The organism is Aquamicrobium terrae (assembly GCF_052978165.1).
In genome coordinates, this window is the sequence record NZ_JBRKLZ010000001.1 from 3,002,897 (window position 1) to 3,022,740 (window position 19,844).

At 61.8% G+C, this 19,844-nt stretch carries 31 protein-coding genes; 11 read left to right on the top strand and 20 right to left on the bottom strand.

What is annotated here, in order from left to right; genetic code table 11:
• Nucleotides 1-17: 17 nt before the first annotated feature.
• The 20 genes from ACVCNR_RS14665 to ACVCNR_RS14760 all read right to left on the bottom strand — a co-directional run bounded on the left by ACVCNR_RS14665 (nucleotide 18) and on the right by ACVCNR_RS14760 (nucleotide 12,598).
• Nucleotides 18-458: a host attachment family protein gene (locus ACVCNR_RS14665; RefSeq protein ID WP_354193061.1), complete on the bottom strand. Its 441-nt coding sequence runs from the start codon at nucleotides 456-458 to the stop codon at nucleotides 18-20.
• Nucleotides 459-510: 52 nt separating this feature from the next.
• Entirely contained in the window at nucleotides 511-717 is a 207-nt protein-coding gene (locus ACVCNR_RS14670) for a hypothetical protein (RefSeq protein ID WP_354193060.1), read from the bottom strand.
• 531 nt (nucleotides 718-1,248) lie between these two features.
• Nucleotides 1,249-2,472 (bottom strand): tyrosine-type recombinase/integrase, encoded by a 1,224-nt coding sequence (locus ACVCNR_RS14675; RefSeq protein WP_447075279.1) that lies wholly within the window; start codon nucleotides 2,470-2,472, stop codon nucleotides 1,249-1,251.
• A 220-nt stretch (nucleotides 2,473-2,692) separates the two neighbouring features.
• The gene (locus ACVCNR_RS14680; protein WP_447075280.1) at nucleotides 2,693-3,169 is read right to left on the bottom strand and encodes a hypothetical protein; all 477 of its coding nucleotides are present in this window, start codon (nucleotides 3,167-3,169) and stop codon (nucleotides 2,693-2,695) included.
• Nucleotides 3,166-3,498 (bottom strand): hypothetical protein, encoded by a 333-nt coding sequence (locus ACVCNR_RS14685; protein WP_447075281.1) that lies wholly within the window; start codon nucleotides 3,496-3,498, stop codon nucleotides 3,166-3,168. The genes ACVCNR_RS14680 and ACVCNR_RS14685 overlap by 4 nt, the downstream gene beginning before the upstream one ends.
• Nucleotides 3,495-4,130, bottom strand: coding sequence for an ASCH domain-containing protein (locus ACVCNR_RS14690; protein WP_447075282.1), 636 nt, complete (start codon nucleotides 4,128-4,130; stop codon nucleotides 3,495-3,497). The genes ACVCNR_RS14685 and ACVCNR_RS14690 overlap by 4 nt, the downstream gene beginning before the upstream one ends.
• Entirely contained in the window at nucleotides 4,130-4,597 is a 468-nt protein-coding gene (locus tag ACVCNR_RS14695; RefSeq protein WP_447075283.1) for a hypothetical protein, read from the bottom strand. The genes ACVCNR_RS14690 and ACVCNR_RS14695 overlap by 1 nt, the downstream gene beginning before the upstream one ends.
• Complete coding sequence (locus ACVCNR_RS14700) at nucleotides 4,597-5,727, bottom strand: ATP-dependent DNA helicase (protein ID WP_447075284.1); 1,131 nt, start codon at nucleotides 5,725-5,727, stop codon at nucleotides 4,597-4,599. The genes ACVCNR_RS14695 and ACVCNR_RS14700 overlap by 1 nt, the downstream gene beginning before the upstream one ends.
• Nucleotides 5,717-5,941 (bottom strand): helix-turn-helix domain-containing protein, encoded by a 225-nt coding sequence (locus ACVCNR_RS14705; protein WP_514373608.1) that lies wholly within the window; start codon nucleotides 5,939-5,941, stop codon nucleotides 5,717-5,719. Before ACVCNR_RS14705 ends, ACVCNR_RS14700 begins: the two co-directional genes overlap by 11 nt.
• The gene (locus ACVCNR_RS14710; protein WP_447075286.1) at nucleotides 5,941-6,162 is read right to left on the bottom strand and encodes a hypothetical protein; all 222 of its coding nucleotides are present in this window, start codon (nucleotides 6,160-6,162) and stop codon (nucleotides 5,941-5,943) included. The genes ACVCNR_RS14705 and ACVCNR_RS14710 overlap by 1 nt, the downstream gene beginning before the upstream one ends.
• Nucleotides 6,159-6,881 carry an exonuclease domain-containing protein gene (locus ACVCNR_RS14715; protein ID WP_447075287.1) on the bottom strand — a complete coding sequence of 241 codons (723 nt, stop codon included), beginning with the start codon at nucleotides 6,879-6,881 and terminating at the stop codon, nucleotides 6,159-6,161. The genes ACVCNR_RS14710 and ACVCNR_RS14715 overlap by 4 nt, the downstream gene beginning before the upstream one ends.
• An 11-nt stretch (nucleotides 6,882-6,892) precedes the next feature.
• Nucleotides 6,893-7,090 carry a hypothetical protein gene (locus tag ACVCNR_RS14720; protein WP_447075288.1) on the bottom strand — a complete coding sequence of 66 codons (198 nt, stop codon included), beginning with the start codon at nucleotides 7,088-7,090 and terminating at the stop codon, nucleotides 6,893-6,895.
• Nucleotides 7,090-7,779: a 3'-5' exonuclease gene (locus ACVCNR_RS14725; RefSeq protein WP_447075289.1), complete on the bottom strand. Its 690-nt coding sequence runs from the start codon at nucleotides 7,777-7,779 to the stop codon at nucleotides 7,090-7,092. The genes ACVCNR_RS14720 and ACVCNR_RS14725 overlap by 1 nt, the downstream gene beginning before the upstream one ends.
• A gap of 1 nt (nucleotide 7,780) precedes the next feature.
• Nucleotides 7,781-7,921 carry a hypothetical protein gene (locus ACVCNR_RS14730; RefSeq protein ID WP_447075290.1) on the bottom strand — a complete coding sequence of 47 codons (141 nt, stop codon included), beginning with the start codon at nucleotides 7,919-7,921 and terminating at the stop codon, nucleotides 7,781-7,783.
• The gene (locus ACVCNR_RS14735; protein WP_447075291.1) at nucleotides 7,918-8,244 is read right to left on the bottom strand and encodes a hypothetical protein; all 327 of its coding nucleotides are present in this window, start codon (nucleotides 8,242-8,244) and stop codon (nucleotides 7,918-7,920) included. The genes ACVCNR_RS14730 and ACVCNR_RS14735 overlap by 4 nt, the downstream gene beginning before the upstream one ends.
• Before the next feature lie 3 nt (nucleotides 8,245-8,247).
• On the bottom strand, nucleotides 8,248-9,363 hold the full coding sequence (gene recT / locus ACVCNR_RS14740; protein ID WP_447075292.1) for a phage-derived integrase/recombinase RecT: 1,116 nt from the start codon (nucleotides 9,361-9,363) through the stop codon (nucleotides 8,248-8,250).
• Nucleotides 9,364-9,391: 28 nt separating this feature from the next.
• Entirely contained in the window at nucleotides 9,392-10,132 is a 741-nt protein-coding gene (locus tag ACVCNR_RS14745) for a hypothetical protein (protein ID WP_447075293.1), read from the bottom strand.
• 55 nt (nucleotides 10,133-10,187) lie between these two features.
• Nucleotides 10,188-11,135 (bottom strand): YqaJ viral recombinase family nuclease, encoded by a 948-nt coding sequence (locus tag ACVCNR_RS14750; RefSeq protein WP_447075294.1) that lies wholly within the window; start codon nucleotides 11,133-11,135, stop codon nucleotides 10,188-10,190.
• Between the two features lie 106 nt (nucleotides 11,136-11,241).
• Nucleotides 11,242-11,592, bottom strand: coding sequence for a hypothetical protein (locus ACVCNR_RS14755; protein ID WP_447075295.1), 351 nt, complete (start codon nucleotides 11,590-11,592; stop codon nucleotides 11,242-11,244).
• Nucleotides 11,593-12,169: 577 nt separating this feature from the next.
• On the bottom strand, nucleotides 12,170-12,598 hold the full coding sequence (locus tag ACVCNR_RS14760) for a helix-turn-helix domain-containing protein (RefSeq protein WP_447075296.1): 429 nt from the start codon (nucleotides 12,596-12,598) through the stop codon (nucleotides 12,170-12,172).
• 3 nt (nucleotides 12,599-12,601) lie between these two features.
• Between ACVCNR_RS14760 and relB the strand changes: the two genes are divergently transcribed.
• The 11 genes from relB (at nucleotide 12,602) to ACVCNR_RS14815 (ending at nucleotide 19,775) form a co-directional block, all read left to right on the top strand.
• A complete protein-coding gene (relB, locus tag ACVCNR_RS14765; RefSeq protein WP_447075297.1) occupies nucleotides 12,602-12,880 on the top strand; it encodes a type II toxin-antitoxin system RelB family anti-toxin in 279 nt (92 codons plus the stop codon).
• A gap of 156 nt (nucleotides 12,881-13,036) precedes the next feature.
• Nucleotides 13,037-13,510 carry a hypothetical protein gene (locus tag ACVCNR_RS14770; protein WP_447075298.1) on the top strand — a complete coding sequence of 158 codons (474 nt, stop codon included), beginning with the start codon at nucleotides 13,037-13,039 and terminating at the stop codon, nucleotides 13,508-13,510.
• Complete coding sequence (locus ACVCNR_RS14775; protein WP_447075299.1) at nucleotides 13,507-14,091, top strand: GcrA family cell cycle regulator; 585 nt, start codon at nucleotides 13,507-13,509, stop codon at nucleotides 14,089-14,091. Before ACVCNR_RS14770 ends, ACVCNR_RS14775 begins: the two co-directional genes overlap by 4 nt.
• Before the next feature lies 1 nt (nucleotide 14,092).
• The gene (locus ACVCNR_RS14780; protein WP_447075300.1) at nucleotides 14,093-14,542 is read left to right on the top strand and encodes a hypothetical protein; all 450 of its coding nucleotides are present in this window, start codon (nucleotides 14,093-14,095) and stop codon (nucleotides 14,540-14,542) included.
• A gap of 174 nt (nucleotides 14,543-14,716) precedes the next feature.
• A complete protein-coding gene (locus ACVCNR_RS14785) occupies nucleotides 14,717-15,472 on the top strand; it encodes a hypothetical protein (protein WP_447075301.1) in 756 nt (251 codons plus the stop codon).
• The gene (locus ACVCNR_RS14790) at nucleotides 15,469-15,831 is read left to right on the top strand and encodes a RusA family crossover junction endodeoxyribonuclease (RefSeq protein WP_447075302.1); all 363 of its coding nucleotides are present in this window, start codon (nucleotides 15,469-15,471) and stop codon (nucleotides 15,829-15,831) included. Before ACVCNR_RS14785 ends, ACVCNR_RS14790 begins: the two co-directional genes overlap by 4 nt.
• Nucleotides 15,832-15,952: 121 nt before the next feature.
• The gene (locus ACVCNR_RS14795; RefSeq protein ID WP_447075303.1) at nucleotides 15,953-16,684 is read left to right on the top strand and encodes a winged helix-turn-helix transcriptional regulator; all 732 of its coding nucleotides are present in this window, start codon (nucleotides 15,953-15,955) and stop codon (nucleotides 16,682-16,684) included.
• Nucleotides 16,681-17,172 (top strand): hypothetical protein, encoded by a 492-nt coding sequence (locus tag ACVCNR_RS14800; RefSeq protein WP_447075304.1) that lies wholly within the window; start codon nucleotides 16,681-16,683, stop codon nucleotides 17,170-17,172. The genes ACVCNR_RS14795 and ACVCNR_RS14800 overlap by 4 nt, the downstream gene beginning before the upstream one ends.
• A gap of 38 nt (nucleotides 17,173-17,210) precedes the next feature.
• On the top strand, nucleotides 17,211-17,663 hold the full coding sequence (locus ACVCNR_RS14805) for a hypothetical protein (protein ID WP_447075305.1): 453 nt from the start codon (nucleotides 17,211-17,213) through the stop codon (nucleotides 17,661-17,663).
• Nucleotides 17,660-17,854 (top strand): hypothetical protein, encoded by a 195-nt coding sequence (locus ACVCNR_RS14810; protein WP_447075306.1) that lies wholly within the window; start codon nucleotides 17,660-17,662, stop codon nucleotides 17,852-17,854. The genes ACVCNR_RS14805 and ACVCNR_RS14810 overlap by 4 nt, the downstream gene beginning before the upstream one ends.
• Nucleotides 17,844-19,775: a DNA cytosine methyltransferase gene (locus tag ACVCNR_RS14815; RefSeq protein WP_447075307.1), complete on the top strand. Its 1,932-nt coding sequence runs from the start codon at nucleotides 17,844-17,846 to the stop codon at nucleotides 19,773-19,775. Before ACVCNR_RS14810 ends, ACVCNR_RS14815 begins: the two co-directional genes overlap by 11 nt.
• The last annotated feature ends 69 nt before the right edge of the window (nucleotides 19,776-19,844 follow it).

Genomic DNA, 19,844 nt, shown 5'->3' on the forward strand with positions numbered 1-19,844 from the left:
GCAGGCTATCAAATGCTTCATGCAGCCTTCAACATCTCTTCGATCTCGGCGATCGGGTGATTTGTCAGCGTCTTGGGGATTTCGGCGGCGACCCGCGATGTCACCTCCTCATGCAGTTGCTTCCGCAACTCGCCCAGCACTTGCGGAGGCGCGATGATGACGATTTTCTCGAAACGGACGGCATGGGCCAGCACGTAGAGCCGGTCGGCGATCTGGTCGGCGAAACGTTCCTTGCCGATGCGATGCCAGTCGGTTTCCTCGTAGGCGCTGTTGTGGGCCGACGGTCCGTCGCTGTGGCGGCCGGGCCGTTCCGTTCCCTGTTCTCTGGTCGGTGGATTGGCCTGCTCCAGTTCCCGCATGACTTTGAAATCAGGGAATTCGGTGTCTCCATGGTTTCTGAGGAAAAGGGCCTTTTCTCCATCTGCGACCAGGACCCAAAGACCGTGCTTCAAAATCATCGCATTGCTCTCCTTAGTTTTAACCCTGAACCGAAGGCGGTCGGCTGCCCTTTCAACCGCCCTTTTTCTTGAGCGCGTCACCAAGGTCGCGCTTTTCTGGATCTTTCAGATTCTCACCCGCGGCGTCGCGATCCTTTTCGGGATTGTCCTTTGCAGGCAGGTATCCTCGCGGCCGGTTCTCAGGCGGGCCTTCCCAACGGGGTTTTTGATCGGAGGTTCCGGCGTCTCCCTGAGGGTTTGGAGCCGGCGCTTCCCGCACATCACGGGGCGGATTGGTGTCGCTGTTCCCGATCCCGCCTGGCGGGCGCCTGTTTTCGGCGGCTTTATCCGAGACGTTGTCATTCTCGTCCCGGTTGCGTTTGGGCATCGGTTTTCGAGCCCCGCTTTCATATTCGGTTTTCTCAACCATCGTTCTTCTCCAACTCGTCATGAGAGGAGAATGACGGCTCTGGAGATAGGTTCCGTCACGAGAGGATCTAGGAGGTGCCGCCGATTCCTGACCCGCCTGGAACAGCCCAAGTCACATGTGTGACGTGTGACGCGCTTTCTTGGTCACATGTTCTCATGGCCGATATCGTCTATCGCCATGAATTTATTGAGGAAATCGGCTTTTTCGGGAGATTTTCGACTGGTCGGAGTGGCAGGATTTGAACCTGCGACCCCATCGTCCCGAACAAAGTTACCTTCCACCAAAACCGCGCATTTCCGCCATTCCTGATTCCAGTTCCACCCGTTTGTTCACGTTCAATTCCGGAGTTTCAGGTGGGTTTCCAGGCGGGTAAAAGGTGGGCTATCCAAGCCTGACAATATTGCTCAGGTGTCGGGGCAGGGGCGCCTTGGCAGTTATTCGGGATGCCGCCTCGGCCTGGAAATCCGGATGCTGGTGATAGTATGTGTTTCGAAGGACGGCTTCCGTCATCCCGAGATAGTCGGCGGCCTCAGTTAGGCTTGCCCCGTTCTTCATCAGCCAGGTTGCCGCCGTGTGGCGAAGCACGTGCGGCGTGACGTCGGTGACAAATATCCCATCCTCGTACCAGCCAAGACCGGCAGCTTCGCATGCGGCCTTGAACGCCTTCTTTACAGAACCGATAGGCTTGCCGTTCCACTCGACCACATAGTCGTGGGAGATCATCCGACCGACGGTCTTGCTCTTACCACGGGCCTCGGTTTTCACCTTCACGGGTGTCCTTGCCCATCGGCGCATGTGGGCAAGGAGCCGGTCGGGGATGCGAACGGCCGGTTGTCGCTTCTTCGTCTCCTTCTGCCCTTGGCCCTTACGATAGAAAACTCCGCGTTCGAGATCCACGAAGCCTACACCCGCATCTGGAGACATTGCTGCTCCGCAGATCGCGGCTGACCGCGTGCCCGTGTACAGACCTACGAGAATAAACCTCGCCAAGTGCTGACCGGTGCGGCGATCGCTCTCCTGCCCCTTCCATGTCTGCCTCATTCGCCAAGCGGCACGCAACAGCTTTGCGGCCTCGTCTCTGGTCAACCATCTTATGCGGGCCTCGGGCTTGTCCGGCACAACTACGGCCGGGATCGTCGTGACATACCCCTCCGCGTGGTAATGCTTGATAGCAGCGCGAAGATCCTCTAGTTGGCGGCGCGCGACTGAAAGCGACGATGCTTGGTCGGCATAGGCACGGCAGATCTTTCCGTTGATCTGCGCCAGCGTTTTCCCTTCGAAGAACTTCAAGACCGCCAACATGCGGCTGGCGGTCTCTTTGGGCTTCGCGTGGTTGGGGGCAACCTCATCGAGGTAAACCGTGACGACATCGGCTATTTTGACCTGATCGGGGTCACGATCGCGCTGGCGCGCTGGCGAGTATTTGGCCGCGATATATGCGGCGAGCTGTTTTTCAGCTTCATCGCGGTCATCACGGCCAAGGCCTGTGCTGGATCGCTTCCCACCATCTTCAATGTACCAGCCTGCGCTGCTTCGGAGGGTGCCGTCGGCTTTGCGGCTTTCCTTGCGCCAGATAAGTCGGGCGCCTTTCGCTGGACGCGACATCTTTCCCTCATTCTCTCGATCTCAGCCAAGGTCACATATTCCTTGCCAGCGATCATTTCCGTGACCAGGTTGCCGCGGTCGCGCTCCTTGCGAAGTCCGGCCGCTCCCATTGAGCCATCAGGAAATGCCATCTTTGCCGCAATGTCTAGCCGAAGTGGCTTGTCTGGCGAGATCGCCAGAGGGTCGAGTGGCGGTGGATTGCTAATGATCTGGCGCGCCATCACACAACTCCGAGGTCATCCAGGCCGACATCGTGACCCTCCAGCCACAATCGATATTTGCCGATGATGTCGTCCCAGATCGCGGCGGCGCGCTCGTCGTGGTCGAGCATCTTCCGCGTCGTGATCCCGCAGCGGCGGCAGACGTCGATCTTCGCCTCTTCTGCGCTGGAGACACCAAGGAAGGTCCGGAAGCCGCGCTCGGCGCAGGTGATGGCCGCACGGCGGGCGAGGGCGCCGCCTTTCAGTTCGGGTGCAGGATCCTGCATGTTAATTTTTCCCGCCTCATCGGAGGCGAGGGACGTCACATCGTCCGTCGTCGGGACGATTCCCGGTGCCGGCGCGACCACGTCGATGACGACTTCGTCGCCCTCGATGCGGATGCGCCAGGCTTCGCAGTCGCCGACGGCGTCGCCCAGCAGGGTTTCGATGGCCTCGTGAACGGGAAAGGCGTAGCGGTGAACGAGGGTCGGATTCACAGCCCGACCTCCTCTAGAAACGCGTCGAGGCCTTCGGGCTTCTCAGGCGACAGGAAGTACGGCTTGATCTCCGCATCCCAATGACAGTCGATCATGGTGCCGAAGCGGTCGCGGATGACGCGCATGTGGAGGATCTTCAGCTCGTCGCGGGTCCGCTTGATGCGGCGATCCCACTTCCGGTATTCGCGCCAGTAGCGGCGATGGTTGGTGCGAACGGCGTCCGGCAGGGACCGAAAGCACTTGCCGCAGATGACCTCCTGGCCCTCATGCTCCTGCTTGTAGGTTCGGTTGCAACGCGGGTTGATGCAGGACGTGCGAGCTTCCGTCATGGCCGCACCTGATCGATGTTCCCGAAGATGGGCCGGAAGGTGTAGGCGGCGATCCATGGGTTCGCGTCCCAACCGTAGCCGCGCTCAGCGTTAATGCTGTCCCAAAGGCCCGCAAAGGCTAGACGAGGATCACCACTCCACGACGCAGCCACCCCGCTTACGCCCCAAGTGGGCGCAACCCATTCCAGCCCTTCGGCACGTGCATCCGCCTCGCTGATCTCCTGCAACCGCTGCACGCGGACATCGGTGACGATCAAGGTGATGCGGCTGGCCCAGCGGGGCATGTGGATCGACGGAACGCTGCTGCGCGGCTTGGTCCATTCGGTGAGCAGCCAGACATCCTTGCCGTCGGCCGCATAGGCGAGCCAGCGCTTGCCTTGGTCGTTGCTCGCGGCCTGTAGCGTCTCGCGGACATAGAGGCGGTCGCCGACTGCTTTCGTGTTCGGCCAACGATACTCTCGCTCGCCGTCATCATAGGCAATTATCCGGCCACCGTAGGCGATCGCTGGCGGCTCGTCGCAGGCGATGTCGAGAAACCGCCGCGCCTGCGTCTTGCCGGTGCCGGGCTGCTTGATCTCGCGCAGGATGGCGCGGACCATGGGGGCGGAGAAGAGGATGGGGAGGTCAGCCATCACGCACCACCCTTCGGAGCCGGCAAAAGCGGCAGCATGGAACCGCTCTCATACGCCTGCGCAATGCGCGGCCGCACATGCTCGGACACAGAATGCCCGTCGGGCATCTGGATATGAGCGAGGAATGCATCCTCGAAGCTCTCGATGCCGCTTTCGATGCTTTCCAGCTTTGCTTTGATGCAGAGGAACAGTGCCCTCCAGCGCGAGCGGCAAGCCTGCTCCCATGCGGCCATCGCGGAATCAACCGTCCGCGTCTTGCCGCGTTCGGTCATGATGAACCGTTTATCCATCTGGTTCGGCAACGGTAGGTGGAACACAATGCGCCTGCCGGCCATCTCAAAGACCAGCATGGCGCGGGTGGCTTCCTCGAAGATGCCGAACCCTGCCGCCTTGTGCTTGCGGAGAAGCCCGTCGATCTCGCCTTTGGTCTTTGAGACGGCGACGTTTGTGGTCGCAGCATAGGCCATCACATCACCACCGTGATCTTTTCGGCCGCGCGGGTCAGGCCGGTGTAAAGCCACCGGGCGCGGTCGGATTGGAAGGAACCGGATTCATCGAAAAGGACGACGTTGTCCCACTGGCTGCCTTGGGCCTTGTGGACGGTCAGCGCATAGCCGTAGTCGAACTGCTGGAGCCCGTTCAGCTCCTTCCATGGAACCTCGTTGCCGCGACCTTCGAAGAACTCTTTGCGCACGCGCACCTCGACCGGCTCGGTCGATTCAAAGTCGAGCGAGGTGACGTGCATGCGGACGGTATGATCGTTGAGATGGCCGCGCCGGCGCTTGAGCAGTTCGGTGACGGTCCATAGTCCGCCGTTGAAAATGCCCTTGTTCCGGTCGTTTTTGAGGCAAACGAGGGTATCGCCGGCCTCGGGCAGCGGACCCTTACGACCGTGAAGCTGGCGCATCCGGGTGTTGTAGGCCGCGCGGGTGCGATTCAGGCCGACAAGGACCTGATCCGCATTCATGACCAGATCGGAATTCACCTCGCCGCGCCGGATGATCTCGCTGTCGCCGTAGACGCCATAGTCGAGCCTGCCGCCTTCGCGGATCGTCGTCGCCATGCGGACGATAGGACTTTCGGCTGCCTGCCGGTGGATTTCCGTCAGCATGAAGTCCGGTTCGGCTTCGGTGAAGAAACCGCCACCCTTGACCGGTGGAAGCTGGGCCGGATCGCCCAGCACAAGAACGGGAACGCCGAACGACAGGATGTCCCGGCCGATTTCCTCATCAACCATGGAGCATTCGTCGATCACGAACAGGGCGGCGTCGGCGAGCTCGTCCACGTCTTTCAGGACGAATTTCTTGACGCCGGTCTCCGGGTTGAAATCCACGCTATATATCGTGGCGTGGATCGTCATCGCGCCCCGGCAGCCGTTCTTGCGCATGACCATGGCGGCTTTGCCGGTATAGGCCATGTAGAGCACGTAGCCCTTCAGGCCTTCCGCGAAATGGCGGGCAAGGGTGGTTTTGCCGGTTCCGGCATAACCGAACACGCGGAATACCTGCTTGCGGTCGAGCCCGCTGTTGTACCAGCGGTTGACGGCATCAAGCGCTGCCGCCTGCTGGGGCGACCATGTGCGGGTTTCAGTCGGCATGGCGAGCCTCCCGCTTTGGTCGCATCAGGTAGCCCACGCCGGCCTCGCCATCGATAGGCAGGCCCTCGCGGCGCAGGTCTTCCACGTAGCGGTAGACGGTGCGCGACGAAACGCCGACCTTTCCGGCGATCTCGTCGGCGGTGACCAGACCCTTTTGCAGAAGGCTCACGATCTTCTGCATGCGGCGGTATCGGGTTTCGCAGCGCCTGCACATCACCGCGCCTCCCGCAAAGCAGCGACCGCGGAGAACTTCACGTCCTCGCCCAGTTCGCCCTGAAGGTCGAACGAATAGACGCGCCAATAGATTGCGCCGTAACCGTCCCTCTTGCGTTTCCCGTTCTTGGCGCCTTCCTCCTGGCAGAAGAGTTGCGCAGCCTGTTCGGTAGTAAAGACGGCAGCCGGAAAATCATTCCCCATGACGACGAAGACTTTCATGCTCGGACACCTCTCTGTTTCAGCCAGTGCTTGGCGTTGGCCTTGACGTCGCGATCCATGTCCGACTTGAAGGCAATCCATTCGAGGTAGTCGGTCGGAACATCTTCCCATCGGCAGCCCTTGTGCTTGCCGAAGTTCACCTTCGGAAGCAGCGCCGGGCCGTTCGACCAGCGGACCAGTTCGGCAGGGTCGATGCCAGTTTCGAGGATGCGGACCAGCAGGTGAGCCGTGACGTAGGCATCGGGCCCTGCGCGGTGCGGCGGCATCGCCAAGGCTTCATCAAGGTCGATGCCGAGGAAGTAGCGGAGGACCTGATTGCTGTGGCGGGGAGCATCCGGGAAAATCCGGTAAGCCGCCTTTAGCGTGCAAATCCATGCGATGTCGCCGCCACCGAAAAACTGGCGCTCGAAATCTGCATTGTGCGCGGCAAACGCCATGCAGGACGGGTCCATGCCCTCCATGAGAGCGCGGAAACCGACAGTCACGTCTGGCGCGGCTTCAAGTTCCACATCGGTGATATGGTGGACGGCGCGAGCCTCGATATCGACCGGCCTGCGAGGGTTCACGAGCATCGAAGTGACGTCGCCAACCGTCCAGCTACCGCCAGATTGCACGACATCGCAGAAGCCTACTTCGCAAACCGCGTGGCGCTCTTCCTCGGTAGGAGCGCCGGTCGTTTCGAAGTCGATCAGGCGAATGAGGGTGAAGGGGGCAGCCATAGTCGCCTCCCTCAATGTGCAGCTGGCGACGGGCCTAGCCGTCGGTCGATACTCTCGACGATGGTGTTGTCGAGATCCTGCGCCACTGCGGTAATGTCATCTGGTATCGCCTCAGCAAATATCTTGCCGTTGCGCCAAAAGGCGATGTGGACCGCGGCGCAATGGTCGCAGAGGTAGAAAGAAATCCTTTGAGCCATCTTCGGTTTCATCAGAAGCTCTCCGGCAAAGCAGCTTCGGGAATCGGATCGACTGACGCAGGAGCCGTCGGCGGAACCTTGGCGAGGTGAACGCGGGCTTCCGGCAGCGCGCCGACGGCATGCAGGTGGCGAAACAAGGCCAGTGTGGCGCGCGTGTCGCCCTTGGCCGAATGCGCGTCGTCGATGACCAGACCGAGATGCGCAGCGCAATCGGGGAGCTTGGGATAGCCACGGCCGCCGCCCGCCTTCTTCACGCCCAGAGCCATCGCGGCGCGCATTGTGCAAATGTTCGGCGTCTGGTCGAACAGGTCCGGCCGACCGGCACGGCGGAGTTCTGCACGCATGCACTTCGTATCAAACTGGGCGTTATGGGCGACGACGATGTAGCCGCGCTCGATGATGTCGGCATAGACGTCGAGCACCGTCCCAATGGGCGTCCCGACTTCGAGCAAGCCGCGCGTCGTCAGGCCGTTCACCGCGCCGGCTTCGGCCGGCATCTCCCAGCCGTCGGGCTTCACGTAGAGGTCGATCTCTTCGACTTCCTGCAGATTGCCGTTGAGGTCTTCCTCGACCAGGATCGCGCTGAAATGCGCCAAGCGCGGCTGCCGGGGATCGTCGGCCGGGATCGGCGCGCCAGTATCAGGATCCTTGAACAGAAAGAGACCAGTCGTCTCGGTATCGAAGATGCAATATTTCGGCATTTCAGGCTCCTTTCAGGACCTTGATTTTGGAAATGAAGCCGTCACCCTTTTTCTCGAGGGCAATCTCGCGCGCGGCTTTTGGGGAAGTAGCGGGGACGTCGATCACGTCCCCATCGGAAAAATGGACGCGAAAGGTCGTCATGACCGGATCGCCTTGTGTTTCATCACGATGACCGGCTTTTCGATCTCGGGAACCGGCTCGACTTCGGCGAAATCGGGATCACCAGCGACAAGGATCTTGTCGGCTGCCTCAAAGGCCTGAATGGCGACCCGCGTCTGGCGAAGCTGCTCGGTCTTGTCCTCGATGTCGGCCACCAAGGCGCGCTCGTCGGCACGGAAGCGCTCGAGCATGCTCTCGACCGATGCGCGGCCACGATCGAGGAGGGACGCCGCGAAATCGTCCGGCTGGATTTCCTCGGGCGACAAGTCGACGCGCTGGCCGACGAGGGGAGAGAACCACGCCATGGCCTATTCCTCCTCATCGGCGCCTGGCTCGCGGTCTTCCGCAACGCCAGTGTCGAAACCATCGAGGAACGCCGCCATAAGGCGCTCGTCCTTACGGAACTCGGCCGGCACGGCCTTGCGGCTCATGCCCTTGTCGCGGGCCTCGGCACCGCGCCGGCGAGCGTTTGCGATAGGATCGCCGTCATCCGACTGGGGGGCAGGATCGGATGACGGCTTGCTGGCGGCCTTACCTTGGGGGGAGGCCTTGCCGCCTTCGGAGCCGGAGGGGGAATTCGGCTCCGCGTTCTGTTCGTGGTCGATGATTTCGCCGATATCTGGGTCGGCATCGACCGGATCGTCGTCAGCGATCTGATCCAGACGGTCAGCGAGCGAGCGCGGGCGGCGCTCCTGCGCCTCTTCCTTCGCGCCCTTCATGTCATAGAGCTCGTCGTCGCGGCGGATCAGGTCGTCGAGGTCGGTCGACATCGGCAAGACCTTGGAATGCCGTTTGGCAACGGTCTTCCGCGCCATCTCGCCCCAATCCGTCGACCACGGTGTCGACTTGATGTAGCCGGCCTTGAAAGCCTTCCAGCCATCCGAACGATCGCGGATCGTGTTGATCTCGTCGGCGGACATCACCTCGTAGGACTTGGTGCCATCCTTGAGGACGCAGACGGAATAGGCGCCGACCGGCTCGCCACGCGGGGCTTTCAGGTCATAGGTATGGTTGATCTGAGGCGCGTCGCCCAATTGGAACTGGAAGAAGTCGTTTTCGAAAACGACATGGGCGTCCCACGTCGAAATCTCTCCGGAATTGCGCGCCTTCTTCCGGACGCCGGCAATCATCGGCTGCCAAGTAATCGAGAAACCATTCTTCGACTTGCGAAGGACGAGCGCTCCCTCACGACCGTCAGGCAGAAGTCCATCCTGCGCAGCCTTCATGCAGGCGTTGAACAGTTCCTTCCGAGGCGCCTGCAAAAGCTGGTGATTATTCTGGATCGCGGTCATGACCACGCGGGCGAACCGCTCGACCGGGATATGGGCTGGAAGGACGGCCTTGAACTCGTCGCCCATCTTATCAAACTGGCCACGCACGACGTCGATTTCGCGCGTACCTTCTGATTTCGTGAGTGCGTTCATCGCAAATGTCTCCTGTTGCCGCTGGCGATCAGCGGAGCTGGGCCTTGGTGGATTGGAAGATTTCGACGCCGGTCAGGAGGACCGTGTCCCGGTTGGCGCGAATGTGGGCGCGGATGGCCTTCTCGATCACGTCGATGCCGATGTGAGCACGCAGCGGGCCGTTCAAATCGACCTTGCTGACATCGACGATGCGGAAGTCCCAGGACTTGCGCTCGCTGATAGTGCCGGCTTCCGTGCGTACCGGGCCATTGCCGGCGCCGAGAGCCTGCGCCTCAAGGTGCTTGGCCTTGTGCTCCGCCTTCTCGGCTTCCTGCAGGGCGACGTCGGCGATGATGTCGCTCTCGCTGGCGGCGGCTTCCTCAAGCTTGCGCTGGGCTTCCTGACGGGCAGCCTCGGCAGCGGCGGCGGCAAGTGCCGCGGCCTTGCGACGCTGCTCCTCGGCATATGCGCTGGCCAAGCTCTCGGCCGCGTTCTTGATGCGCAGGCAGCGAGCGTGAAGGCTTTCCGGATGCGGGTTGGCGTTAACGCCGAACAGCCGGTTCCAGTCGTTAAGTTCCTCGCGGATCGGGCCGGTAACACCGTCGCGGCGGTCGCAGACGTGCTTAGCGATCTTTTTCGAGGCCAGCCCAATCGAAACCCACGTGTCGCGCTCGTTGTCGTTGGCGACCTTGCCGTCGTCCAAGCTGTCCTTTGCGGCGTTCGCCCGGGCTGCCAGAGCTTCGACCTCAGCGATGAGGTCCTTGTGGACCTCCATGAAGATTTCGGACACCGGTGCCTTGTTGTGGCCGATACCGGGATCGTCGGGGCCAAGCAGAGAGGGGGCATCAGAAACGCGCATCGGGGTTCTCCTTCGGGGTGATACGGAGCGAGCGCGACTTCACAGGCTGGCCGTTCGGGCCAGTCCGCACGGACGTGCGCGCCGTGATGTTCCAGTTCGTGGTGAAGCCCGCCTCGGCCTGGCCGAGGGCGTGCAGGATCCGGGGGCGCAGCTCTTCGACCTGCCGGGACGTGACCCGGTAAGTTTCGCGCGCCGCTGCGAACCGGCCGACGATCAGGTCGAGCCCGTCTACGGTCGTCAGGTCTTTCCGGTCCGGCATGCTGTCGCGGTAAACCTCCGCCACAGCCGCCCCGTCGCGATTCCAATCAATGCTGGGCTCGACGCCCTCATCGACCATGTGCCAGAACTCGCGTACCTCACGGCGCAGGCGAGCCATGACGCGGGTGTTGAGCGGGACGTCGACGATCTGCAGGTCGATACCGCGACCGATCACCATGACGGCGACACAGGCCCAGGCCGATTCCGTGAGCGTGGCCTCTACAATCGCCTGCACGGCGATCCAGAGAGGAAGAACAATCTCGCCAGTATCCGCGTCGATCCACTCGCGCCGGAACTTGTCGTCGGCTATTGTCTTCACCTGCACGATGCCGCGGCCATAGATATCCGGCCGTGTTGCGAAGGCGTCAGGCGTCGCGCCAATCCGATCCTCGGCATGCCGGTAGTAGGCGTTGTCGCGACGGTACTCGACCGTCCATTCCGGCCGATCCTCGCGCAGCATCTCGATCACGACAGGCTCGAGCAGGCGGCCACGGCGCAGGACGGGGTTGTCGGCATCGTCGGAAGCGACCCGGCCGGACTTCTCGGCCCAGAGGCCGTAAGGCGTCTGATACGGGTGGATGCCCAGCAGGACGCCGGCCACGGATGCCGTCACGTCCTGCTTGCGAGCGTCGAGCCAGGCGGCGCGGTCAGCGGGGAGGATGACATGCACGCTCATGGCAGCACCACGACGGCAACGGCGATGATGAGGGCGATCACGCACCCGGCGCAGACATCCTGCACAGTGCCGGCCCAGCGATCACGGAAGGCGAGGAAGCGGGACATCAGGCTGCCTCCACCTTGAACTCGACGCCGAACGTACCGGCGAGAACAGCCTCGCAATCCGCTACGAAAGCGCGGCGGCGATCCTGTGTGATCTTGCCAACCCATGGCTGCCGGCCGGCGTCCGCCGCCTTGATCCACTGGTTCATCGCCCAGATGCCGCCCGAGATCGTGCCATTCAGGCCGTAGGCGAACTCGCGGCAGACCTCCTTGAAGCCGGCGATGTCGTTGTCGCCGCGCTGGCGCTTCATCGCGAGGACATCGCGGAGCAGCAGGGGTTCAGTACGAGGGCGAAGGGTTGGCTTGTGCGTCAGGGCCGAGATGAGGCCGTCAAGGGTGAGGTTGTCGGGCATCGGATGTCTCCTTTGCCCGAAATATGCGCAACGCATAAATCTACGTCAAGCAAAATTATGCAAATCGCATAGAAATTTTACCTGGCTGTTGTGGCTATGCTGGTTCGCGCGCGCAGAGGCGCCAAATCTGAAGCGTTGAAATTTGCGTGAGACGTTGAAGACGGCATGAGTCGTAGCGCCAAGCTACGGCAAACATGCCGCGCGACATACACGTTGAAGGTTGAGTTCTACATCAAACCGATTCACCAAGAACGTCTAACGTAGAGTTCTATGTTTGAAGGTTATCTAATCCGCGCGAGGGTGTACACGTGAGAGCGCGCGGGTAAACCGCGCGCTCGACCCATGTCAAGGCCGAATCGATTCCTGTTTGTTCTTTTTTCGTTCTTGACTCTTTGACCAGAGGAAGCTTTTCCTATCTCCTTCGAAAGGAGGTAGTGGGGCATGGCGATCAAGTATCAAATCCGACCGAAGTTCAAAACTCGGAACGAGGAGATCGTCGCACGCATCCGGAGTGCGGCCGGGGCAGCGGCCCCGATGGACCCCAAGACCGTTATCAAGCGGAAATCCGCTGAAATCGCTACTGCGATGGCACTTCTTCACGGCGGCGAGTGGCAGGCGCAGGTGGATCATTCTGTTCCGATTGTCCTGATCCGGCCTGTTTAGCAAGGGCTAGCCGAATTACGCCGAACGCGACGTTGATGTCAGTATCGGTGAGCCCTTCGATGCGTGCGAGCATCGCAAGAATTTGCGGCTCATCCGTAATCTTCGGCTCGGACATTTCGCCGCCAGGGCCGCGACCGTGGCCGGTCAGGAGCCAATCAAGGGAAACCTTGAACTTCCGGGCGTAAGTGACTGCTGTTTCTACGTCGAACGTGCGATTGCCATTTTCGTGCGCGGCATAGGTTTGATACGGGATGCCCATCGCTTCCGCAGCATCCTTGCGTTCTAGCGTCGCCGCCTCCCGCGCTTGCGTAAGCCGCCGTGCGATATCATCTCTCAAGCTCATGCTATGCAGTGTGCAGAAAAATGTTATGCGCAGGGCATTGACATAAAACTATGCGATGCGCATAAATCTGCAATCATGTCACCCGAAGCGATCAAGAAATTACGCGAAAGCCGCAACTGGAGCCAACAGCAGTTGGCCGAGATGCTTGGTGTGGATCAGGCTACCGTATCGAGGATCGAGCGCGGTTCCGAGCCGCGCGGGCCGGTGAAAAGGTTGCTTGAACGCATCATGGCGGAACCCGTTGCGGACTCCGCCGTCTCTGCGTCAGAGGGTTCACAATGACCAGCTCGGCGCGCCTCCTTCCTTTCCAGCGCGCCTGCCGGCTGCCCAAGGCCGGCATGGTGGGCCTGTCTGTCCTGTCTGGCATGGCCCACCTCTCTTTTTCGTCTGACTGCACATCGTCTTTCTCCACGTCTGTCGCTGGAATGGAGAATGGCGATGTCCGGTTCGGAAATCTCGGAATCGCGTTCGGAGAACTCCGAATTTTGTTCGGAGGCTTCGGCGCGGGGGTGGCGCATCATGTCTAGCGTAGCGCTCGCCCAGAAACACAGCCGTGAACTCGGCAAACTGCTCGCGCCTGATCAGGGTTGGAAAGCCCAGGTTTCAGCCATTCACCGCGCGTTGACCCGGGAGCAGTTCGAGTGGAAGCTCGAAAAGCTGACATGGAACCGCGTCAAGTCATGGCTGTTCGCTGAAGCTCGGCGGGTCGATTACGAGGAAGTTCGCGCTCTCGAAGAGCTGCGCGCCGAACAGGAGGCACGTCGTGCCAAACTCAAGCTCGCCGCCACGGCGAACATGCTGGCAGCTCATCTTGCCGCGGAAGGTACGCCGCTGGATAGCGACCAAATCCGCGCTCTGGGGCGCATCGCTGGCGGAATGGATCTATCCGGAGTTGCTGGAGGCGCCCAATGAGCGCCCTCCCAGACTGGAAGACGATGGAGCCGGGCGCTCGGGATGAACTCCTGCGGCGGTACGTCGAGGAAGGTTTCAGCGCCACCGAGATCGCGAAGAAGTTCTCTGGGTGCTTTCGCAACTCGATAATTGGCAGAGCCCATCGGATGGGCCTGAAGTTCAACAGCAGGCAGAAGGTTGCCAAGCCGGAGCCGAAGCCAACGAAAAGCCGCGAGACGACAGGTTCGTGGGGCGGTGTCGTCGGAAAGGTGCGGGCGAAAGCGCGAAGGGCAGATGCTGACCAGAATATCGACGCCGGCAACATCGCCAACAAAGCTGAAAGCCGTAAAGCCGATCCCGGTGTTCCGGCTATCGTGGACCGGGCGGTTGCCTTTGCACCGCTTGCCGAAATCGCTCCAATCCCCTTCGCTCAAAACACCGGTTGCCGCTGGCCAGTCGATGGCGTGAACGGTCCCGGCTTGCTGGTCTGCGGCGCCCCGCGCGACGGCCGCAACTACTGCGCCGATCACAATCGCCTTGCTTACGTCCCCACATCCATCCGTCAGAAGGCTGCCCTGCGGGCGGCAGAAAGGCTGTCCTGAAATGGCTCGCATCCTTGAGGGCAAGAACCGCGCATCGGCCGACGAGGCAGCATCCTTCGTCGATAAATTCGAGGAACTGGAAGCCGAAGTCGCCAGTGAGCGTGGGAAGTTCATGGCGGCGTGCCGGGCGATCCGCGAGCGCCAGAAGGAGCTTCTGGAAGACGCGAAATCGCAGGGTCTCAAGAAAAGCGTCGTGAAGGCGATCGCCAAGGCTCGGGAGCTTGAGGCCAAGGCGCGCGACATGCTGGCCGACATAGAGGATGACGAGGATCGGACCTACGCCGTCGATATCCGGAAGGCGTTGGGTGATGACTTCTCGACCCTTCCACTGGGCGCGGCGGCCGTCGAAGCTGCCGACAAGCCGAAAAAGAAAAAGGGTCCCGACCCGGCGGCGAAGGCCGCAGCGGATGCGTGGGGCAAGGAAGATGCGGCCGCAGCCGCGAAGCACTGAATTCCAAGCGAAAACCTCCGAGGACAACGGTGCGACTGGCAAAGCCACGATGAGGCGAGCCGACTGCATGGCGGGAGAGGTGAGTAGGGCTGTCGTTGGCCGATGCGGCGACTGCAACGTCTGAGGAATGGACGCGACAGCTCGGAGAGACGGCACCTCAACGAGGAGCCGATCATGGAACGAATGACAGGAAAACGCTTCGGCCGTCTCGTCGTGCTGGCTCGCGAAGGACGGTCTAGGAGCGGGAAACTGCTCTGGCGCTGCATATGCGATTGCGGAACCGAGAAGGTCGTTTTTGGCGCCAACCTTCGAAACGGCAAGACGAAGTCATGCGGGTGCATCCGTCGAGAGCAACTACTCGCGCGGCCGAACCCCGGTCGAACCAATCCTCGTCCTCGTCGTGCCGATCTTATCGGTCAGAAATTCGGCCGACTGACGGTCCTTCGCCGTGCGGGGAAAACCTCGAATGGTGAAGCGACCTGGGCTTGTCGGTGCGAGTGTGGCGGCGACAAGGAGGCGACCACATACAATCTTCGTTGTGGACTGACCAAGTCCTGCGGCTGTCTGCACAGGGAAGTAACGGCTGAGTTGAGCCGCACGCATGGCATGTGTGCCGGCGGCGGTCGCCATCCTCTCTACAAGACATGGTCGAATATGATTGCCCGCTGCCAGAACGCGCAGCGAGACAATTTCAAATACTACGGTGGCCGAGGGATCAAGGTTTGCGACCGTTGGCGTGACGGCGACGCCGGCCTCACCGGCTTCGAATGCTTCCTCGCCGATATGGGGCCGAAACCGACGCCCTGTCACACGCTCGACCGCATCGACAATGACGGCAATTACGAGCCTGGAAACTGCCGATGGGCGACGCAAACCGAACAGGTCGCCAACAGCCGCAAGGTTCTCGGGAACGCGGAGGCTCGGCCATGATCCGCTACGAGCTTCCATTCCCGCCAAGCGTGAACAACCTGTTCGTCAACTCGCCGAACGGAAAGGGGCGGTTTCCCTCGTCGCAGTATAAGGCGTGGCGCAAGCTGGCCGCGGAAATGATCCTTGAGCAGGGTCGCCGCCAGATGCGCGGCATGGTCAATCTCTCCATCGGGATCGTCAAGCCGAACAGGCGCAAGCGCGACATCTCGAATCTCATCAAGGCCGTCGAGGACATCCTCGTCGAGATGGGTGTCATCGAGGATGACAGCTACGTCCAGAGGTTGACCATCCAGTGGGTTTCGGACGGTCCTTCCTGCGCTGTCATCGTCCAACAATCGGAACTGGAGTTGGCCGCATGAAACCTCGCCCATCCATTTCGCGGCCTCGTGGCTTGCATTCTCTCGCCGGCGCCCTGGCTGTCGGCATTCTCATCGCAGCCTGCGTATTCGTGATTTTCATCGTGGCGACGGGAGGTCGACCATGATGGTGATCTTCCACGGTACGGGCGAAAAGCTACGTCGGGATATCCTGCATACCGCATGGATAGGCATCGGTTTCCAGTATGCCGATGCCGTGCAGGATTTCAGCAGCCTGCTCTACCGTGACCCCGACGCACTCGGGATCCTGCACTGCCATTTGCCTGACATGGTCGCCCAGATCGTGCGCGGCATTCGCCTCGGCAATGTGAAGAACCGTCTGTTGGTCACGTTTCCGGAAGTGGCCGACATCGAGAAGGCATCCAAGCTTCGCGGCGACGTCCTGTTCGCTGGCGCCGATGACGTGCAGCCGGCCACCATCGACGAGCGCGAGGTCGTCGCCCGCCTGAAGGCGCTGCAGCGGCGTGGGGACTATGTCGACCATATCCGCATCGCTCTGCCCGGTGCTGTCTTCGTCTCCACTCGCTGCCAGATCGAGACAAAGGACGGCCGTAGCCTGCGTGTCTACCCGAAGGCCTCGGCAATTCTTGTCGAACTGGCGCGCCGGCCGGGTGAGGTCCGCACCAAACAGCAGATCATGGACGCGCTCTATGGGGGCGAGGACGAGCCGGAAATCAAGGTCATCGATGTTCTGGTCTGCAAGCTCCGGCAAAAGATCATGGAAGCGACGGGCGGTCTCGACGTCATCCAGTGCGTCTGGGGGCGGGGCTATCAGTTCGTGCCCGAGGGCTTTCGACCTGAGCGCAAGGCCGGTCGCCGGAGGTGGGCGATATGATCAAGAGCTTGATTTTGACCGCCGCGCCGCGACTGATCGCCATTTCGGACAGACGACGCCCCAGCGTCATCATCGGCGGTGATTCCGATCCATACATGCGCCGTTGGTGGCTGATCCCGCGCAATCGCTTCTTCAACATCTACCTGCACCATTTCATGCGCTCGGACGATGATCGCGCGCTGCACGATCATCCATGGTGGAATCTCTCCATTCTACTGCGCGGGCGCTACGTCGAACACACGATCAGCGCCGGCGGCATCAATGTCCGTACCGAGCGGCGGGCGGGCGAACTGAAATTCCGCGGCGCGGCGTCGGCGCACAGGATCGAGCTTGTCGACGGGCCGTGCTGGACGCTGTTCATCACTGGGCCGCGCATCCGCGAATGGGGCTTTCATTGCCCTCAGGACTGGCGGCATTGGCGGATATTCACGAGCGGACCCAATGGCGAAACTGTCGGGCGCGGTTGCGGGGAGGACGATCCCCAATGACCGGAGAGCCAAGACCTATCCGCGACATACTGGCGGAAATGATGCGGCGCGAGAGGATGGGGCTTATCCGCCCGCTCTGGCAGGACTGGACGCGCTTTGCTGATGACGAATGCGAGCATGTGCGGCGCCGCGCCGATCACCTGATCCGGCTTCTGGAGGGCGAGGGCGTTCGTCTGGTCCGCGCCGGTGATCCTGACCATTCACCGGCACCGACATCTCCGGTCATTTATCAGTATGGCATGGTGGATCGGCAGGTCACCCGCGTCGTGCGCAAGGGGCGCGAAGACCTCTGGGAGGTTGTCGCCGTCGATGACGCCAGCGGCAAAGAGACCGTCGAGCAATCCTTCACGGTCGAGCAAGCCATTCTGAATGGCGGTCTTGTGCTGACCGGCCATCCCGACGCGAGAACGATCCCCGGCCTCGGCACCCAGCTTGCCGCGCTCAATGAAATCTACCGGCTCAATGCCGCGACGATGGAGCCGCCGCAATGACAGGCAGGCTTTCTGATCTTGGGCAGGGATGGACCGAACTCGCCGACCAGATCGCAGATTGGTCCGTCGACCTATTGCGGCGCGCGCGGGACGAATTGGCAGGCGGCATCGACCGCGACGCGATGCGCGACGTCGAAGGCGCGCGGGACTGGCGGGACCTCCAACGGACAGGTGACAGATATGCGGACTGATCTGCCGATGATCATCGATTCCTTCGCTGGCGGTGGCGGCGCATCCACCGGCATCGAAATGGCGCTGGGCCGCTCGCCCGACTATGCCATCAACCATTCGGCCGACGCGCTGGCCATGCATGAGATCAACCACCCCGACACCGTGCATCTCGACTCGAACATCTGGGATGTCGCGCCGCTGGAGGTGACGCGAGGGCGTCCTGTCGGCCTGTTCTGGGCCTCGCCCGACTGCAAGCACTTCTCCAAGGCGAAGGGCGGCAAGCCGATGGACCGCAATATCCGCGATCTCGCGTGGGTGGTGGTGCGATGGGCTGAGGAGGCAAAGCCGGATGTCATCATCCTCGAAAACGTCGAGGAATTCGTGACGTGGGGACCGCTCTACGAGGACGGCAAGCCCATCGTGGAGCTTCGCGGCCACACCTTCGAGGAATGGACGCGTCGGTTGAAAAAGGCCGGCTATAAGGTGCAGTGGCGAGAGCTGCGCGCCTGCGACTATGGCGCGCCGACCATTCGCAAACGGTTCTTCATGATCGCGCGGCGCGACGGCCTGCCTATCGTATGGCCGAAGCGGACGCATGGCGATCCGAAGAAGCCGGCGGATGCGAAGCTGATCGCCGCCGGCAAGCTGAAGCCGTATCGCACCGCTGCCGAGATCATCGACTGGTCGCTGCCGTGTCCGTCGATCTTCGACACCTCGGCCGAGATCATGGAGAAGTTCGGTGTGCGCGCCATTCGGCCTCTTGCCGATGCGACCATGCGGCGGATCGCTCGGGGCGTGGTGCGCTATGTGCTGGAGGCGAAAGAGCCGTTTGTCGTGACCTACGCCCAGCAGGGCGGTGCAAACCGTTCCGCCCGCGATCCCCTTCACACACTTGCTGCCAGCCCGAAGGATCAGAACGCGATCATCGTGCCGTCTTTCGTCGGATGCGGCGGGCGTGCGGGGCAGAGCGCGCCGCGCGGCGGCGACGAGCCGGCCGGCACCATGACAGCCAAGGCGGACGGGTGCGTCGTGGCGGCGCATCTGGTCGAGACGGCGCATGGCGAGGTTTCTCCGGGCGGTGTCAAGCGATGGGGTTCGGGCATCAAGCCTATCGATGAACCCACCGGCACGGGTACGATTTCCGGCAATCATGCCGTCGCAGCGATGACTCTGCTGCAGACCGGCTACGGCGAGCGGGAAGGGCAGTCACCGCGCGCGCTCGACATGGCAAAGCCACTCGGAACGCAGATGGCGGGTGGCGCAAAGCACGCCGTCGCCGCCGTCCACCTGTCGCGCTTCACCCAGAACGGCGTCGGCAGCGCGGCGGACGAGCCTGTCGACACAGTCATGGCCGGCGCGCCGAAGTTCGGTGTCGTCGCCGCCTTCATGGCGCAGCACAACAATGACAGCCGGCGCATTGGCGGCGTCAATCCGGGTCGGCCGGCAGGCGAACCTCTCGCCACGCTTACGAAGGCCGGTGCGCAGCAGGCGGTCGTGGCGGCGCACATGATGCGCCAGTTCGGGACCTCGGTCGGCCACGCCATGGACGAGCCGACGCATACGGATACCGCCACGGTCAACAAGTCTGCCCTGATCGCACCATTCCTCGCCACCTACTATGGCAACGGGATCGGGCAAGAAGCCGATGGGCCACTGCGCACCGACACGACCAAGGACCGGTTCGGACTTATCGCCGTCGAGATCGACGGCCAGACCTATGCGATCGCGGACATCGGCATGCGCATGCTGACGCCGCGCGAGCGGTTCCGCGCGCAGGGGTTTCCTGACAGCTACATCATCGACCGCAGGCCGGACGGCTCGCCTTTGTCGGCCACGGTGCAGGGATCGTGCTGCGGCAACAGCGTGTGCCCGCCGCTGGCCGAAGCGCTGGTCGCGGCGAACTGCGGGCATATCGCGCTGGCGCGGGAGGCGGCGGAATGACTGCTTATCTCGATTTCCTCCGTGCCAAGATGAAGGTCGCGCCGGCGACCGGCTTCGATGTCAATGAAT

Bases quoted from the DNA above. Each gene is read 5' to 3' on its own strand.
- ACVCNR_RS14800 (WP_447075304.1), top strand. From the start codon at position 16,681: ATGATCAAGAGCTTGATTTTGACCGCCGCGCCGCGACTGATCGCCATT.
- recT (WP_447075292.1), bottom strand. From the start codon at position 9,363: ATGAACGCACTCACGAAATCAGAAGGTACGCGCGAAATCGACGTCGTG.
- ACVCNR_RS14810 (WP_447075306.1), top strand. From the start codon at position 17,660: ATGACAGGCAGGCTTTCTGATCTTGGGCAGGGATGGACCGAACTCGCC.
- ACVCNR_RS14675 (WP_447075279.1), bottom strand. From the start codon at position 2,472: ATGTCGCGTCCAGCGAAAGGCGCCCGACTTATCTGGCGCAAGGAAAGC.
- relB (WP_447075297.1), top strand. From the start codon at position 12,602: ATGCAGTGTGCAGAAAAATGTTATGCGCAGGGCATTGACATAAAACTA.
- ACVCNR_RS14715 (WP_447075287.1), bottom strand. From the start codon at position 6,881: ATGGCTGCCCCCTTCACCCTCATTCGCCTGATCGACTTCGAAACGACC.
- ACVCNR_RS14785 (WP_447075301.1), top strand. From the start codon at position 14,717: ATGGAACGAATGACAGGAAAACGCTTCGGCCGTCTCGTCGTGCTGGCT.
- ACVCNR_RS14805 (WP_447075305.1), top strand. From the start codon at position 17,211: ATGATGCGGCGCGAGAGGATGGGGCTTATCCGCCCGCTCTGGCAGGAC.
- ACVCNR_RS14735 (WP_447075291.1), bottom strand. From the start codon at position 8,244: ATGGCGTGGTTCTCTCCCCTCGTCGGCCAGCGCGTCGACTTGTCGCCC.
- ACVCNR_RS14710 (WP_447075286.1), bottom strand. From the start codon at position 6,162: ATGAAAGTCTTCGTCGTCATGGGGAATGATTTTCCGGCTGCCGTCTTT.
- ACVCNR_RS14795 (WP_447075303.1), top strand. From the start codon at position 15,953: ATGATGGTGATCTTCCACGGTACGGGCGAAAAGCTACGTCGGGATATC.
- ACVCNR_RS14750 (WP_447075294.1), bottom strand. From the start codon at position 11,135: ATGAGCGTGCATGTCATCCTCCCCGCTGACCGCGCCGCCTGGCTCGAC.
- ACVCNR_RS14815 (WP_447075307.1), top strand. From the start codon at position 17,844: ATGCGGACTGATCTGCCGATGATCATCGATTCCTTCGCTGGCGGTGGC.
- ACVCNR_RS14685 (WP_447075281.1), bottom strand. From the start codon at position 3,498: ATGACGGAAGCTCGCACGTCCTGCATCAACCCGCGTTGCAACCGAACC.
- ACVCNR_RS14725 (WP_447075289.1), bottom strand. From the start codon at position 7,779: ATGCCGAAATATTGCATCTTCGATACCGAGACGACTGGTCTCTTTCTG.
- ACVCNR_RS14770 (WP_447075298.1), top strand. From the start codon at position 13,037: ATGTCCGGTTCGGAAATCTCGGAATCGCGTTCGGAGAACTCCGAATTT.
- ACVCNR_RS14705 (WP_514373608.1), bottom strand. From the start codon at position 5,941: ATGTGCAGGCGCTGCGAAACCCGATACCGCCGCATGCAGAAGATCGTG.
- ACVCNR_RS14760 (WP_447075296.1), bottom strand. From the start codon at position 12,598: ATGAGCTTGAGAGATGATATCGCACGGCGGCTTACGCAAGCGCGGGAG.
- ACVCNR_RS14790 (WP_447075302.1), top strand. From the start codon at position 15,469: ATGATCCGCTACGAGCTTCCATTCCCGCCAAGCGTGAACAACCTGTTC.
- ACVCNR_RS14695 (WP_447075283.1), bottom strand. From the start codon at position 4,597: ATGGCCTATGCTGCGACCACAAACGTCGCCGTCTCAAAGACCAAAGGC.
- ACVCNR_RS14775 (WP_447075299.1), top strand. From the start codon at position 13,507: ATGAGCGCCCTCCCAGACTGGAAGACGATGGAGCCGGGCGCTCGGGAT.
- ACVCNR_RS14755 (WP_447075295.1), bottom strand. From the start codon at position 11,592: ATGCCCGACAACCTCACCCTTGACGGCCTCATCTCGGCCCTGACGCAC.
- ACVCNR_RS14730 (WP_447075290.1), bottom strand. From the start codon at position 7,921: ATGACGACCTTTCGCGTCCATTTTTCCGATGGGGACGTGATCGACGTC.
- ACVCNR_RS14720 (WP_447075288.1), bottom strand. From the start codon at position 7,090: ATGAAACCGAAGATGGCTCAAAGGATTTCTTTCTACCTCTGCGACCAT.
- ACVCNR_RS14665 (WP_354193061.1), bottom strand. From the start codon at position 458: ATGATTTTGAAGCACGGTCTTTGGGTCCTGGTCGCAGATGGAGAAAAG.
- ACVCNR_RS14700 (WP_447075284.1), bottom strand. From the start codon at position 5,727: ATGCCGACTGAAACCCGCACATGGTCGCCCCAGCAGGCGGCAGCGCTT.
- ACVCNR_RS14780 (WP_447075300.1), top strand. From the start codon at position 14,093: ATGGCTCGCATCCTTGAGGGCAAGAACCGCGCATCGGCCGACGAGGCA.
- ACVCNR_RS14690 (WP_447075282.1), bottom strand. From the start codon at position 4,130: ATGGCTGACCTCCCCATCCTCTTCTCCGCCCCCATGGTCCGCGCCATC.